11 protein-coding genes are annotated in these 16331 nt (G+C 50.9%); 4 read left to right on the plus strand and 7 right to left on the minus strand.

What is annotated here, in order from left to right:
• The first annotated feature begins 127 nt into the window (after positions 1 to 127).
• Complete coding sequence (locus B9D94_RS21110; protein ID WP_063478908.1) at positions 128 to 1702, plus strand: FAD-dependent oxidoreductase; 1575 nt, start codon at positions 128 to 130, stop codon at positions 1700 to 1702.
• A 72-nt stretch (positions 1703 to 1774) separates the two neighbouring features.
• On the opposite strand, the gene B9D94_RS31960 is transcribed toward B9D94_RS21110, so the two are convergent.
• Positions 1775 to 2476, minus strand: coding sequence for a 4'-phosphopantetheinyl transferase family protein (locus B9D94_RS31960; protein ID WP_148247927.1), 702 nt, complete (start codon positions 2474 to 2476; stop codon positions 1775 to 1777).
• Between the two features lie 186 nt (positions 2477 to 2662).
• Between B9D94_RS31960 and B9D94_RS21120 the strand changes: the two genes are divergently transcribed.
• Complete coding sequence (locus B9D94_RS21120) at positions 2663 to 3427, plus strand: aminoglycoside adenylyltransferase domain-containing protein (protein ID WP_036644574.1); 765 nt, start codon at positions 2663 to 2665, stop codon at positions 3425 to 3427.
• Positions 3428 to 3445: 18 nt separating this feature from the next.
• Here the strand turns inward: B9D94_RS21120 and B9D94_RS21125 are convergent, their stop codons facing one another.
• From B9D94_RS21125 to B9D94_RS21145, 5 genes are all read right to left on the minus strand, one after another.
• On the minus strand, positions 3446 to 3946 hold the full coding sequence (locus B9D94_RS21125) for a hypothetical protein (protein WP_172963978.1): 501 nt from the start codon (positions 3944 to 3946) through the stop codon (positions 3446 to 3448).
• 410 nt (positions 3947 to 4356) lie between these two features.
• Positions 4357 to 9006, minus strand: coding sequence for an S-layer homology domain-containing protein (locus tag B9D94_RS21130; protein ID WP_148247929.1), 4650 nt, complete (start codon positions 9004 to 9006; stop codon positions 4357 to 4359).
• A gap of 123 nt (positions 9007 to 9129) precedes the next feature.
• Positions 9130 to 10662 carry an extracellular solute-binding protein gene (locus tag B9D94_RS21135; protein WP_148247930.1) on the minus strand — a complete coding sequence of 511 codons (1533 nt, stop codon included), beginning with the start codon at positions 10660 to 10662 and terminating at the stop codon, positions 9130 to 9132.
• A 279-nt stretch (positions 10663 to 10941) separates the two neighbouring features.
• Complete coding sequence (locus tag B9D94_RS21140) at positions 10942 to 11859, minus strand: carbohydrate ABC transporter permease (RefSeq protein ID WP_006208934.1); 918 nt, start codon at positions 11857 to 11859, stop codon at positions 10942 to 10944.
• Between the two features lie 16 nt (positions 11860 to 11875).
• Entirely contained in the window at positions 11876 to 12844 is a 969-nt protein-coding gene (locus B9D94_RS21145) for an ABC transporter permease (RefSeq protein ID WP_148247931.1), read from the minus strand.
• A gap of 846 nt (positions 12845 to 13690) precedes the next feature.
• On the opposite strand from B9D94_RS21145, the gene B9D94_RS31100 reads away from it, so the two are divergent.
• Positions 13691 to 13834: a hypothetical protein gene (locus B9D94_RS31100; RefSeq protein WP_172963979.1), complete on the plus strand. Its 144-nt coding sequence runs from the start codon at positions 13691 to 13693 to the stop codon at positions 13832 to 13834.
• Between the two features lie 338 nt (positions 13835 to 14172).
• The gene (locus B9D94_RS31105; RefSeq protein ID WP_159063512.1) at positions 14173 to 14340 is read left to right on the plus strand and encodes a hypothetical protein; all 168 of its coding nucleotides are present in this window, start codon (positions 14173 to 14175) and stop codon (positions 14338 to 14340) included.
• Between the two features lie 346 nt (positions 14341 to 14686).
• On the opposite strand, the gene B9D94_RS21150 is transcribed toward B9D94_RS31105, so the two are convergent.
• Positions 14687 to 16297, minus strand: coding sequence for a response regulator transcription factor (locus tag B9D94_RS21150; protein ID WP_063478903.1), 1611 nt, complete (start codon positions 16295 to 16297; stop codon positions 14687 to 14689).
• Positions 16298 to 16331: the final 34 nt, after the last annotated feature.

Below are 16331 nucleotides of genomic sequence, written 5' to 3' on the forward strand. Positions count from 1 at the left end.
AATTACCAAAAAAGGTCACCTGTGTCCCGTACTTTTCCTTTGGTAGAGAACCTACAATTAGAATAGTCACTTTTTTGTTCTGATCATGTGGATCACTCTAAACCATCCCCAAAGGAGAATCTGTGTAATGACACAACAAATGCAGGCCGATATCGTCATTCTCGGCGGCGGGACAGGTGGAACAGCTGCCGCGCTCGCCGCTGCGAAATCAGGAAAAACCGTCATCATGACGGAGGAGACCGCCTGGATCGGAGGACAGCTGACAAGCCAGGCGGTTCCGCCCGACGAGCATCCATGGATTGAATCATTTGGCTGCACGCGCAGCTACAGGCAGTTCCGCGAAGGCGTCCGCCAGTACTATCGCGATCATTTCCCCATGACTCCCAAAGCAAGATCCAATGTACAGCTAAACCCCGGCAGCGGCATTGTCAGCCGGTTATGCCATGAGCCCCGGACCGCATTAGCTGTGCTGCAACAAATGCTGGCCCCCTATATTCACAGCGGGCGGCTCACGATCCTGTATCGATATGCGGCGGTGTCTGCCGACGTTAGCGGGGATCACGTGAACAGCGTAACCATTCAACATCTTGAGACCCAGGATCAAATCCTGCTCCAGGCCCCGTACTTCGTGGATGCCACCGAGCTCGGGGACCTGCTTCCGCTGGCGGGTATCGAATATGTTACCGGAGCGGAGTCCAAATCCCAGACAGGCGAACCGCATGCCGTCGATGGGGAGCCGCTGCCGCAGGACATGCAGGGCTTCACGTATTGTTTTGCCGTGGATTATCTGGAGGGCGAGGACCATACGATTGAGAAGCCAGAGCTGTATGATTTTTGGCGCGATTACAAGCCCGATTTCTGGCCGGATAAGCTGTTAAGCCTGACCGCCGTCAAGCCGTCCACGAATGAGCCGATTGAGTATGAGATTTTTCCGGGCCACGGCAAATTCCCTCTCTTTCAATACCGGCAAATTCTGGACCCGAAGCATTTTGCCGAAGGCACGTTTGAAGGCCCGGTTTCTCTGGTAAACTGGCCGCAAAACGACTATTGGCTGGGCTCCATTATCGATGTACCGAAGGAAGACGCGGACCATCGTATGTATCAGGCCAAGCAGCTGAGCCTGTCCCTGCTGTATTGGCTGCAAACCGAGGTGCCGCGGCCGGATGGCGGGCAGGGCTACCCCGGGCTGCGCCTGCGGCCGGATGTTGTGGGTACGGAAGACGGAATGGCCATGTATCCTTATATCCGTGAATCCAGAAGAATTCAAGCCGAGTTTACGGTACTGGAACAACATGTGGCAACTGAATCGCGGCCGGACGGTGTTGCCGAGACGTTCCAGGATTCGGTCGGCATCGGCTGTTATCGGATCGACTTACACCCGAGCACCGGAGAGCGCCCTTACATCGATATCTCTTCCCTGCCATTCCAGATTCCGCTGGGCAGCTTAATCCCGAAACGGATGAAGAATGTGCTGGCTGCAAGCAAGAACATAGGTGTAACCCATATCACCAATGGCTGTTACCGATTGCATCCCGTTGAATGGAACATCGGCGAAGCCGCCGGTTATTGCATCAGCTACTGTCTGGATCAAGACATCCTGCCGACAGACGTGCGAAACGATGCAGAAAGACTGGCCACGTTCCAGCAAAGGCTGGTCAGTGCAGGGATTGAGCTTGCGTGGCCGGCACTGCGCCCGGTCTGATCCCACTCATAACAGAAACGCCAAAAAACCAGCTCAGGGGCCATCCCCTGGGCTGGTTTTTTTCCTGACTATTCACAACTCCTCAGCCGTTACGAACCGGATGCGTTCGGGGAAATGCTGGCAGGTACTGCATACCGACAGCTTGTAGCCTTCTTCCAGTGCATACTGTTTAAAAGAATACGTCTCTCCACTCTCCCCAACAACAGGTGCCCACTTGCCCTCCTTCAATTCCAATGCAAAAGAATCCAGCGGCAGGTGCAGCCCCTTGCCCACTGCCTTAATATAACTTTCCTTTAACGTCCACAGATCAAAGAAGTGAGAAAGCCGCGCCGACGGATCACGGTCTAACAGTGCGTGAAACTCGGTTTTATGGAAAAAGCGCTTGGCGATATCCATATCGATGGCCTCCATCTTCTCCACGTCGATCCCGACGGGCTCATGGCTGACGGCGCACACAATCCAATGCCCTGAATGCGAGATATTAAAATGCAGGTTCTCATAATCCTTCAGGAACGGCTTGCCATATGTATTTCTTATGATTTCTATGTGATTGCGACCTTGCCCCAGCTTCTCTCGAAGAACCCGGTGGACCATGGCATCTCCAAGCACTGAGCGGTGGTAATCGCTCACCCTTCTGAATTTGGATACGTAGTCCTGCCTTTGGGGTGACAACGTCAGGAATAAGGCTCGGAACGTCTCATCACGGATATGGTCCGAATTCTTGATTGCATATACCTCGACAGCGCCGGGTTGGTCCTGATTCAATGTAGCCATAACTCCGTCCTTTCACCAAATAAATAGTCCACTGTTTCACTTCGATGCACAGGTACAATTCCCCTGCTTGCCAGGTGTAGTCTGCCCCAATTACTGTAACGGCTGCAGCCAACGCCGCCAATTGACAAGGAAATAATCCCCAAACATAATGGATGAATATCACATAAGTTAAAGGTGGGCATCAAGTTGGACACACCCTTGGTTTTGAATCGTGTTGTAGAATTATTTAAAGAGGAGCTTGGTGGCAATCTGGTCGGCATATATTTGCATGGGTCATTGGCAATGGGATGTTTCAACCCGGACACCAGCGATGTGGATCTGCTGCTCGTGGTACGGGACAAGCTGACCCGGGAGCAGATGAGACGGCTTGCCAAGAACATCATTGATTTACACGATACCATGCCCAATCAGCAGGGATTGGAGCTTAGCCTTGTTCTGGAATCCAGCCTGCAGAATTTCGTGTATCCGCCCCCGTTCGAATTCCACTATTCCGCCTTTCATCGCGAGAGGTACCTGACCGACAACGAATATGTTTGTGGTGGATTCGAGGACGCTGACTTGGCCGCTCATTACACCGTGATCTATCATCGCGGCATTGCTTTGTACGGGAAACCGGTTCGAGAAATCTTTGATCTTATCGACCGGCAGTATTACATCCAGGCGATTGTACAGGATGTGGAAGGAGCGGTGCAGGACATCACCAACTCACCCATGTACTATACGCTGAACCTGTGCCGAGTGCTGTACTATCTGAAGGAGGGCGTGGTATCCTCCAAAAAAGAAGGCGGTGAATGGGGCCTGCACGCACTCCCCTCCAAGTATCGTCCCTTGATTCAGCGCGCTTTAGCTCAATATAGCGGCGGTGCCCGTAATGCTGCGGATTCCGCACCGGATGAACTCATGTCGTTTGCGAGCGATATGCTCGCTCAAATTTATGAGTCGCTGGAATAGACAAGGGATACGCAAACCTTATAGAATGATATCGTTTATAGTTTCAATGAATCGTTTTTGATCTTGAGGATTATAGGCATCAGGCAAAAGACGGAGCAATTCATCTGTTCGGTTTTTCAAGTCTTCAAACGTGCTAATATCATAATCTTCTAAATTAAATGCAGACATCCGTTCAAACATTGCCTCGTCGATATAAGATAAAAATAGTTCTATGCTATGCGAGTTCATCTTGGTTGAAGCCATAGAATTCTCAAATCGTATAAACGAATGAATGGATAAGTTAAGCCTTTCATCTGCGTTAATCAACAGATTCATATTTTCAACTTTTCCATTTGTTTCTACGACCTCACCCATCGTTTGACTGAAATACTCAAGCCTGTGGATAAATATTCTGTACGAGTTGGTATCTCCGATTCCATAATTATTTTTATGATGTGTGTATTGAAATAGAAATACAGCAGACAATAAAACATTCAAGATGATAGAAACGATTAGAGTGATTTTTAGAGGTTTTTTCAATTTTTCCATTCCATTCAAATAGGATTCATGTATTGTATAATTAACAGAAGCAGCAATGATTCATCCATTGCCAGGATACGGTTTAAATCCTATCATTATTAAAATAAAGATAGTAAACGAAATATTTACTATTATTTGAAATAATCGGTTTTATATGAAAAAAATGACCGATCAAGAGGTGAATATGATGAACGGTAAGACATTTGTTATTATCATGGTTGTTGTTTTGCTGGTAATTGGCGCATTCGCTTTAATCGCGGCGGAGCTCCTGAATTCATTAGGTAGCCCGGATAGCAATTGACACCTGTTTTCGGCTGCTTCGGACTAAAGCTGCATCAAGATCTGTGCTATTCCAGAGGCCTAATACATAAAAAATCCCCGTTCGTTGATAACGAACGGGGATTTTGACTTTATCGATTCATGAATTCTGCCATCTGCAGCATTCTGGTTAATACTACCGCTCCTTCAGCCCGGGTGGAATGAGCTCCCGGCACGAACCTGTCGGCCGAACGTCCCTCCATCAGGCCTGATCTTACAATGGCCGATACGGCCTCTTCCGACCAGGCTGCAATGCTGTCGCGATCCTTGAATCCTTCCAATATAGATGCGGGGTCTCCTGCCTCCAATTCCGTTCCGGCAAGCTTCAGCGCCCGGAGCAGCAAGACACTCATCTGCTCACGTGTAATCTCTTCGTTCGGACGGAACGTACCATTGCTGAAGCCCTCGATCAGCCCATTCTCCACAGCAGTGGCCACAGCGGCTGCATACCAATCGTTTGTCTTCACGTCCTGGAAGCCCGCATCGGCTCCCTGCTCCTTCAGTCCAAGAGCACGAACGAGCATCGCGGTAAACTGCGCCCTCGTGATCGGCTCATTCGGACCAAAACGCGTATCACTTAAACCCTCGATCACTTTTTTCGAAGCCAGCAGCGATACGTCCTCGCGTGCCCAATGACTTGTTAAATCCGCAAACGTCTTCGCATAGGAGACAACGGAATACACTCCACTCTCCGTCCATTTAAACTCCGCATGGGATTTTCCGTTGGCCGTTCGAATGAGTGCCGGCACGAACACTGCCTTGCCGGATGCCGGATCCCATCGTAACACCGTCGTTTGGGATGGGCTGACGACACGGGACAGCACCTTGGTAAACTTCGCGTAAGCTCCCTTCAGTGCTGGCAGCGTCGATAATTTGTCACCCTGTTTCCAAGCCAAGGTTAAGGCAAGCGACGCATCCAGCATGGAGGCTCCATCCTCCATGGCTGCCTTCATCCGGTCCTCTTCTTCTTTCGAAGCAAAACCGATGCGAATTTGCAGGCTATCGGCCGCCCCCCGACGCTGCAGCGCTTCCGTCAGCGACTGCAGCGGAATTTCCAAGCGGCCAAGGGAGGATTCCAACAGGATGGATCCCCCTGGTAGCTCCTTCACCGCAGCGCTCAGTCCCTGAACCGGCAAGTGAAGAACGACGGAATCCGACGTGTCCGTCACCGTATACGTAAGCAGGCGCGAGGCCGCAGGCAGTTTGCTGAGACGTTCCACATCCGCGAGCATGGCGCTCTCGCTTGCATCCGCTACGATGACCGTACGACCACCCTCAGCCGTTTCTTTTTTGATACTCAGGCGCTCTGGCACAGGTGGTTTAGGAGATGTCGTTCCACCGGATGAACCGGAGCCGCTGCCCGGAGAACCTGGATGGCCTGGCTCCGATCCGCCATCACCCGTTGAGGTCCGGATCACCTCAAATGTTTTACTGTTTGTTTTGTATTCGTCAACGAATACATCCACCGTGATGGAGTTCACACCGGTCGCCAGCGGAATATTGGCAGTAAATTCTCCGCTCGCTGACATGACGGCCTCCGCACCATTAACCTTCACGGTTGCTTTGCCTGGTCCCAGAACTTCAACCATGCCTTTTAATGCAAGCTGGCTGTCGCGCGTTTCTTTGCCTTCATCATCCATCAGTCCGCTTAGTACCGCCGAACGAACCTGGTCGCCCGTATTATAGGCATTGGCAACAAGCTGCCGCAGCGTTCTTGTGCCTGAAGGATCCAGCGTCGAAATCACGAAGCCGCCTTGCGGAATGACGCTGTTGTTCTCCTCCGGCGATCCCCAGCTCCATTTAATGGCTTGGTTCCGATTGACCACGCGTGTGACGTGACCCGTGGCGTCCACAACCACTTCAACCCCGAAGCGGTTCGTACCGGTTGAGTAACCGAAGGCCTCCGTCATCACATTGACGTTGCCCTCAATCCGGTTAATATTATAGAAATTGCCTTCGAGGAATGAATCCGGACTTCCAGGCAAACTCATGCCAAGCTGGTAATCCTTCACCCACTCCTTATCCTGCAGAGCAGCTGCCGCAATCGGCCAGTTGACCTGGGATGCATCAAACAGCATAAGTCCGTTCGTGGATTTCAAGCCCGCCTGGAACACTTCGCGCTGAACGGCCGGTGCCTGCACATTGTTCATCGCAATGCCCGCATACAGCGGAATTTCCCCGTTCGTAACGATGTTGCCAAGCGTGATGTATTTCTGAATTTCCTGACTGGTGGTTTGATACGCCCCGATCATCAGGAAATCCAAATGCTCGATATACCCGGTCTGATAATATTCCGGCGTATACACCGATTCGTCCGGCATGCCGAGCGCGGGATTAAACCGGAAGTTCTTGCTGCCCCAGTTAACGCCGTTCAAATAATACGTTTCGTACCAGGATCCTACATAGGAGGAGACTTCGATCTTTCTTCCCTTTGACGCTTCGTAGGAATCCACCAGCGTCTTCACTTCGCCGAAGAAGCTCTGAATCGTCCCTGAGCGGAATTCCCACCAATCCTGAATCAGTGGGCCGTATACTCTTGCATTGTTTTCATAGTAGAAGATATCGTTTGGCCAGTTGACAAGCTGCTTGCCCCGGGCCTGCAAAAACTGCTCGAACTTCACGTGGGTTTCGTCACTGAAATCGGCCCCTTCGTTGTCATACCGGCTCCGGTCATGGATAACGCCGTCCACATCATAGTTCTTCATGATTTCTTCAAAGGTTCTAAGCTGATAATTTCGAACCTCGTCATTGGACGGGTTGACAAAGGCTACCAAGCCCTGCTTTTTGCTTTCGCGAAGACGCTTGATCTCCCCGTTGTTTTCAGGAAAATACACTCGCTCCTCCCAGTCGAGGTGATCGTTCAGAACCGCATACTCGTTATGAGCGATCGATCCCTCGGCAAACACGTTGATTGCCGCATGAATCTCCAAACCAAGCGCATGGCCGTGGTCAATGAACTCCTGCAGCAGGTCCAGATCCGGGCTTGCTCCCGCTTTTTCGGGTGCCTTGATCTCACTGACGTAAGGTCTGCCTGTCAGGTCATTCTTTTTATACGATACATACCCTTCAACGCCTTTTACATCAAACGCAATCGAAGTAACACCCGTCTCCTTGGCTTTTGTCAGAAAAGCCAGAACATCCTCGCTGGTTTTGAACTTTCTCGCATTGGAAGCCTGGTCCACCCAGAGAATAACTTCTTTTTCCGGGGAAAATCCAGGTCTTGCAAACACCGCAAGATGACGAACATCCTGCTCGATGTCATTCTTCAGCACTTTGACTTCGATATAGTTGGTCCCATTCGCAAGCGTATAAGTGTAGGAGAATGAACCATCTGCTTGAAAAGAAATCTCGTTATCGTTCATCAGCAGTTTAATCGCCGTGATATCGTCCATGTTGTCAATGCGGCCAGAAATCACGGTGCTGCCTTCCGTTACCGTATACATCGCCTGGTTATCCAGCGTAAGCCGGGCAATAAGCCCGTTGCCGCTCATGATGTCGCGTACCTGTACCACTTCTCCGTTCTTGCGCAGCTTAATCATGTCCCCAACCTTAAAGTTCTCGGCCAAATACCGCTTGATGTTATTGCCTGCATAGCTGTTGTCCTGTGCCATCAGCACATAACCGCCTTCAGGTATTTCAAGATCGGTCGGTCCAGTCCATACCGGAGGTTTGCCGTCGATGGATGGATTAATGACCCTTAGTACACGATTGTTGGCATCCACCTGCACGGCAACATTGGTCTGAGGAATCGTGATGGAGGTGCCATAATCCCTTGTAAATACCGCCACGATGTTAGGCACGCCCGTGACATCCTTGTCAACGTAATCCAGCTGCTTGCGCGGACCTTCAATGTCGATGGTAATGTCCTTTGGCGCCGCCTCAACTTCAATATAATCCTGGTTCTCAATCGGTTCATACACGATGTTCAGCGTTTGAGCAGCCAGTTCGCCCTCTCCCTTGAACAGCTTAACTTCAGCTGCGTTCGGACCCGGTTCCAAATAAACATTCGTGCGAAACACCCCATCCGCTGTAAGCGTGCTCTCATCGCCATTGACGGTGACGCGTAAATCCAGGTCCTCGGCATAGTTCGCCACAAAACCCGCAATCTCAATGACCGGAATATCCACAATCGTATCCGTTTGTGTGATCAGATGCAGCTCCGGCGGCAGCGGATCCGGACCTGGGCCTGGCTGCCCCGGCAGGAAATCGGCCGCAGTCACCTCTACTCCAGCTTGCATCAGCTTCACCGAGTCTCCCGTTTTGTTATGATTAAAGAGAGGTTTCTGAAAAAGGGATTGATCCCACGCATTGGTGCCGCCAGCTACAACAACGTAACCCCCAACAGGAATCGGCAGCAATGTGCCGGGATCCCAGGCAGTCGGCGGATCGCTGTCCGGTCCAACGATATCCTGCACGATGCCGCTTGCATCCACAGCAACCGCAACCTGCAGCGTCGGAACCCACACCTCGCCGGTATATACGGAACCCGTAACGGTTGCACCGCTGGTGTACAGTGCCAAATAATCATTTTCCCCTTCCAGCGGGTCACCTGCCACGTTAATATCCGTAAATTCCAGACTCTGTCCGCCTTGGGAGACCAGCGTAACCGGGTCGGGACTCGCGCTTTGAGCCGGGGAAGCTTCGTTATCCGCGAACGCGGAAGAACCAACCGGCACGATGAGTGATACGATCAGCGAAAGACTGAGTAGCAGAGCAATCCGCCTGCGAAATAAACGATACATTAATGATTACCACCCTTCTTTTATTAAGAATGAACCGTGCTCTTTAAATTCAACCAACACCTCTTTATTCTTAATTTTGAAAAAGCAGCTGCAAATGCAGACTGCTTCTTCAAATGAAATCATTTACTTCGTGGATTGAAACCATTCATTCGCTGCGTTTACCATATCGGCTCCACCCTCAGCTCTCCATTGAGCAAGGAATTGATCGTATGCATCAATCGGCTTCGCTCCGGAAATGAATTGCAGCACATTGTCATCCAGCATGGTTGTCAATTTCAGCAGATTTTTGGATACAGCTTCGATTGGCGGTGCCGTTGACATCGGATCCACTACGATAATACCCTCGGCATTTTTCTGGAAGGCCTCGAAATGCGCTTGCAGAATTGGATCTTTACGTACACGCGCCTGCCAGTAGATCGGATATTTCTCCTCATCGACACCTGTCAGGAAACTGCTTGCATTGTTGAGCTCATCATTAAAGATCGGCAGAATTGGATAGTACTTACCGTCCTTCACTTCATGATGGACGCCTTCTTTACCCAGCGCGATGCCTTTGAACGTCTCAGGCTCCATCTTCGCGTTCAGGAATTCCATGGCCGCATCCTTGTTCTTCGAGGATTTCAGAATGGCCACATACCAAGTAGTGTTCGCCTTGGCCCCGACAACGGCTTTGCCATCCTTGCCTTTCAGATAAGGAATGATGGATGTCTTGGCATCCGGGAAGTTTTTCTCCAGAGCTGCAATCGTTGTTCCTGCATTCCACCAGGCCAGCTTATACATCGCAGCATTGCCGCCCGAGAATTTCTCGATGGATTTCTGCGCCGTATTGATCGGCGTTTCGGTATCGAGCAAGCCTTCTTTGTACAGTTTGTTCATAAACGTAATATATTCTTTCATCTCAGGCTGCTCTGCCCGATGCAGAAGCTTGCCGTCAACTTCTTTCCAATCCGTCAAAATGCCGAATGTTGTGGCAATATCGCCATAAAGGGAATCTTTGCTCATCGTGAGCGGGATTACCTTTTTCTTCTCTTTGATCGTTTTGAGCACATTGTAAAGCTCATCTGCGGTCGTAGGCGTGGACAGTCCCAATTCATCCATCCAATCCTGTCTGACCACCAGCTCCTCACCGATGCTTACGCCTGCTCCGGTTTCAGGAATGCCGAATATCTTGCCGTCAATTGTTGCGCTTCCGAAGGATTCCTGCTTAATGGATTGCTTAATATAATTGCCGTGGGATTCCAGCAGCTCATCAATTGGCTCAAGTGCTCCCGCAGATGCCAGATTGTAGAACTGGGCTGCATTCAATTTCACCAGATCATAATTGTCTTTGCTGGACACAAGCAGGTTAAGCTTCTCGTCCGCATTTTCTGCCGGCAGCAGTTCATATTCCACATTGAATCCGGTTCTTTCCTGGATGTACTTGGCCACGTATTCGGTCTTCGGATCAAACAATCCATATTGCATAATCATGCGCAGACCCGGTTTTTCGGCAGTTTTCCCTCCGTCCCCTTCATCTTTCGGGGTCGTAGCCGGCGTATCCGAAGGCTGGGCCGCCGGTGTATCGGTCGTGCCGCCTCCCCCGCCGCCGCATCCGGACAGCGCCAGCGTAAATCCGAGAATTCCAGCCAATACTGCGGATTTTTTAATCTTAATCATGGATAACCCTCCTTGTGATTGAGAAATTCAATGAATCCTGCCACCTGAGCAATACGAAGCGCATCACCACCTTTATCAGAGAACCCCACAAAGTGGGGCCTTGCTCCGAAGTCCATTCAGGTACTTTGTGGGGACCCCGGAAATTATAATAATGTTAAGAAAAACGTCTATCGACGTGCTTTCTCTGAAGATCGACCGCTTATAGCGAACATTTTTCCTGCGAAATAAGGCAGGTAACCCTCCGGTACTTCCTTGTCTCTTAAGAAACACCTGATGAATCTAACCTTTAACCGAACCTACCAGCACGCCTTTGACAAAGTACTTTTGCAGGAATGGATACACCAGCAAAATCGGGATCGTTGCCAGCAGGATCGAAGAAGCCTGTATGGACTGAGGTGTTGCGTTAATCGCGGCGTCGACATTATCCTTCAGGAAGTCCCCGCTGGACGAAACCAGCAGCTCCTTCAGGTATAGCTGCATGGGTTTGATCGCCGGATCGGTAATGTAGATCATCGCCGCAAAATAGTCATTCCAGAAAGCGACCGCAAAGAACAATCCAATCGTTGCCATGACGGGAAGCGAGAGCGGCACAATGACCGAGACGAGGATGCGGATATTCCCCGCGCCGTCCAGCTTGGCGGATTCCTCCAGCTCATCCGGAAGACCCTCGAAATAGTTTTTAATAATGAGCATGTTGTACACATTCACCATCGCTGGCAGGAACAACACCGGGAAGGAGTTTACCAAGTTCAAGTTCTGCATAAGCAGATAAGTCGGAATCAGGCCGCCGCTGAAGAGCATCGTGAATACGAAGATCAACAGCAGTCCTTTTCGTCCCCGCAGTCGGTATTTGGACAACGGATAAGCCGTGAGCGTAGTCAGGAACAGACTGCAGGCCGTTCCAACCACTGTCAAAAAAATGGACACCTTGAGCGAATTCAGGAACATGGAATCCTGAAGCACATATTTGTAGGTTTCGAATTGAACCCCGACCGGGAGCAGCCCTACCTGCCCTGATATGACGGCGCCCTCGCTGCTCAAGGATTTGGCGATCAAATTCATGAAAGGCAGCAGCGTGGTTAAGCCCATCACAATGAAAAAAGCATAATTGAATACCGAGAAGCATTTTTCCGAAAACGAGGTTTGGATGACACCTCGGGTGGTGTTTGTTCCTTCCAAAGCTTTTTTGTGATCCATATGCGCCACCCTTTCTTTACCAGATCCCGCGCTGTAAGTATTTTCTGCTCATAGAATTGCCAATGATGACCAACGTGAAGGATATAATGGCTTCGAACAAGCCAACCGCGGTGGAGAAGCTGTAATCCTGGTTCCCGAGACCCTGCCGGTATACATAGGTTCCGATGACATCCGACACCTGGTACACCACCGGATTATACATGACAAGAATTTGCTCCGTTCCCGCTTCCAGCACGTTCCCGAGCCGCAGGATAAACATCAGGACAATAATCGGCGCGATCCCCGGCAGCGTGATATGCCACAGCTGCTTCCAGCGTCCGGCCCCGTCAATCTTCGCGGCTTCATACAGCATCGGGTCAATCATTGTAAACGCTGCCAAATATACGATCGTGCTCCAGCCCGTTTCCTTCCAGCCTGCGGACGTGATCAGCACGCCCCGGAACACGCTGTTATCCAGGAAAAAAGCAATCTGCTCCATCCCCAGGGATACCAGCAATTTGTTGACGATTCCTCCGTTTGTTGAGAGGAGATCGATAAACAATCCGCCAACGATGACCCAGGACAGGAAATGCGGAAGATAGATGACGGTTTGCACCGTGCGTTTAAATACCATATTCCTCAGCTCATTGAGCATCAGGGCAATCATAATGGGGAGAGGAAACAAAATCACGATTTTCAGGAAGCTGATGATAACCGTATTTTTGAATACCTGCGCAAAGTCCGGCGACGTGAACAGCTTCTCGAAATGCTTCCATCCTACCCACGGGCTGTCGGCAAATCCGGCGAAGATGTTGAAATCCTTAAATGCAATCGTAATCCCGTACATCGGTGTGTATTTGAACAGTAAAATGAACAAGATGCCCGGCACGAGCAGCAGGTAAAGATCCCACTCTTTCCAAATGTCCGTCCCTAAACGGCCCCAGTATCCTCGTTTTGGTTTTATCTCTCTATGCGGTGCCGGCGATGGTTCTATCGTGGGTTTCATCGACTCGTCTCCCCCTCTCTATTGATTCAATCTCCTTGGTTACTACACATTGTAATTCGCGCCGAGGAGACTGAGTAGGCGAGGATGATTACTATTTATGGTAATATGATGTTGTGTTGGGGCATGGACGTCAGTAATTATGACATGAGGTTGCGGCAGGTATTTCATGAGGTGTTAACTTGTCACGATCGGCTAATTGCTGCCAACGAAATTCAAATCTGAAATTCAAAGCATACACTGCCAAAAAAGAGGATGGTTCATCACTCCGCATACGGATTGTTCTTCCGATCCCTGTTACCCCCGGATTTCATCTGAATGGATAGATAATGTGGAAATCCGGGGATAAAGGGGACCGCTGCCGCTTCTCCAGAACAATTCCGCCTGCTCCGTTGAAGCTTACTCAATAGGGTTTAGGCGGTCGATTTATGGCTTGCCGTGCACCGTCGCCAAAGGCAGCGCCTCGTCTGCTCTGCGCTGAGCTTAGCCTTTCTGCACAACCATCTGAAGCGCCCATGCGGGTGATTACTTCCGTCCTGCCGATGGTTGGGTCTGGAGGGATAAACAAACGAGCCGTTCGGGATGTATGCCCCGAACGGCTCGTTTGGTTAGTTTATGTACTGCGCGCGCTCTGCTGCGCTGCGTTTTACCCCCTCCCCCACTTCAAGGGGGAGAGGCTTTGGGGGTAGTATGAACCCACTCGGACCAGCGGAGAGGACATATCGATTCCGGAAAAGCGGTAGCGGTCGGCTGAAAGTTTTCCATAGGAAAACTCACATCGAAAGCATAATTTGGAGCCGAATTTCTTCCTCCGTAACCATCATTCCAGAAATTCGGCGACAACAGCGATTGGAGGAACGATACGACCGCGGAGCGGGCTTCACGTTTCTTCCTCCACCCAACTACAAGGGGGAGAAGCTTTTTGTGGGCATGACCTCCACGGACCAGCGGAGAGGACGTATCGATTCCAGAAAAGCGGTAGCGGTCGGCTGAAAGTTTTCCATAGGAAAACTCACATCGAAAGCATAATCTGGAGCCGAATTTCTTCCGCTGTCATCATCATTCCTGGAAATTCGGCGACAACAGCGATTGGAGGAACGATACGACCGCGCAGCGGGCTTCCACATCTCTACCTCCCCCACCCTCATGGGGGGAGGCTTTTTGGGGCGGTTTGGACCCACGCGGACCAGCGGAGAGGACGTATCGATTCCGGAAAAGCGGTAGCGGTCGGCTGAAAGTTTTCCATAGGAAAACTCACATCGAAAGCATAATCTGGAGCCGAAATTCTTCCGCTGTCATCATCATTCCTGGAAATTCGGCGACAACAGGTATTGGAGGAACGATATGACCGCGTAGCGGGCTTCACGTTTCTTCCTCCCCCCAACTACAAGGGGGAGAAGCTTTTTGTGGGCATGACCCCCACGGACCAGCGGAGAGGACGTATCGATTCCGGAAAAACGATAGTGGTCGCCTTTGGAGCCGAAATTCTTCCGCTGTAATCATAATCCCAGGAATTTCGGCGACAACAGCGATTGAAGGAACGATACGACCGCGGAGCGGGCTTCCACCTTTCTTCCTCTCCCCACTTCAAAGGGGGATACGTTTTTTGTGGGCATGACCCGCACGTACCAACGGAGAGGACGTATCGATTCCGGAAAAGCGGTAGCGGTCGGCTGAAAGTTTTCCATAGGAAAACTCACATCGAAAGCATAATCTGGAGCCGAAATTCTTCCGCTGTCATCATCATTCCTGGAAATTCGGCGACAACAGCGATTGGAGGAACGATATGACCGCGTAGCGGGCTTCAGATGTGTGCAGTAGTGCCGTACAGCCTCTCCCGCATGCTCATCCCTTAAACTCCCCCGGGTTCACGCCCCAATACTTGCGAAACACCTTGGTGAAGTAACTGACATCGCGGTACCCGACCAGCCTGGCGGCATCGTACACCTTAAATCCATCCTGCAGCAGCGACTTGGCCCGCTCCATTTTGCGCTCCAGCACATAGGTAGAGAAGACTACCCCCATTTCCTGCTTGAACAGCCGGCTGAGGTAGGAGGAATTGACGTATAAACGGTCTGCTACCGTATGCAGCGTAATCTCCTGGTCCATCTCCTCCTCAAGCAGATTCAGAATATCCTTCACCACCTGATTGCTCGTCGTTTTCCGCTGCTCGCTCATAAACGCGACAATATGTTTCACCGTTCGCTCCAGGAGCGAGAACGTCTGCATTTTAGTGCTGAGCAGTTTGACGTTTTGGAAATAATCGATATCTTCGCCAACCACGCGTTTCACCGTCCAGCCCTGCTTCTGGATCATTCGGGTGAAAAAACTGTTCATATAAAGAACCGCCTCATGGAATTCGTCCGAGGATTCGGATCTCGTAAAGGCCTCCTCCCACAACCCCTTGAGCGCCTCCAGCGCCTTACTTTCGTCCGCCGTTTCCAGCGCGATCTCAAGTGCCTTCTCCAGGTTCTGCTGCACGATCACGCCCTGGATATCCCGTCTCAGCTGTTCCCGGTAAGGAATCGCGAGATCGTGTCCATACACGACGCGCTCCTGCAGGGCCCGGCAGGCCTGTACATACAGCAGGCTCATTTCTTCAATCGTGCCGATGGATGCACATATGCCCGCACTTGCCGTTAACTTCAGCACTTCCCTCGTTTGCGAGAGGAGCTTGGATACATCCGCGTTCAGCCGCAGCATGGCCTCCTTGGCATCCTGGTCCTCCTCCACAATCAGCACCAACAGCAGCAGGTTGCCCGAATCCGATGTAATCCAGCGGGAAGGATGGGGCAGCAGCTCCTTCGCCAGGCACTGCATGGTAAACTGCAGCAGCTCCACATCTCCACGTTGAAACCGGGTCTCATGCTCAGGCAACGGGTCCAGATCCACCACAGCCACCGCAATACGGTCATGCTCCTTCAGCGGAATATATAACTCCCTGCTCTTGCTGAGAATGTCCTGCCTCGTATATTTGCCGCTGATCCATTGGATGAAAAATAGGTTTTGCAAATACGGAAGATTATCCTTCCATTTCTGCTCCAGCGCCGCCTTGCGCTGCCACTGCTCCAGATCCCCTCGAAGCTGCTGTCTCGCTTCCAGCACAGCCTCGAGAATTTCTTCCTCGCCGGCCGGCTTCAACAAATATTTGGACACCCCGTATTCCAGCGCAATCTGCGCGAATTCAAAGTTATCATGTCCGCTCAGGATGATCATTTTCATTAATTTGCTGATTTCCTGCCGGCTTCGCAGTTCGCCAAGGAGCGTCAGTCCATCCATTTCAGGCATCTGCACATCGATCAGCATAATATCAGGCTTCTTCCTGCTCACTAGCTCAAGTGCCTCGACTCCGTTAGATGCCATTCCCACCACTTCAATCCCGTGTTTGTCCCACGGGATATTGTGGGCTAGTGCATTGCGCAGCCGAGGTTCATCTTCCACAATCATGAGATTCATTCAGGTCCTCCCCTTTTAAGCCAACTGGATATGA

The sequence above is a fragment of the Paenibacillus sp. Cedars genome, from assembly GCF_003184205.1.
Lineage (GTDB): Bacteria > Bacillota > Bacilli > Paenibacillales > Paenibacillaceae > Paenibacillus_AQ > Paenibacillus_AQ glucanolyticus.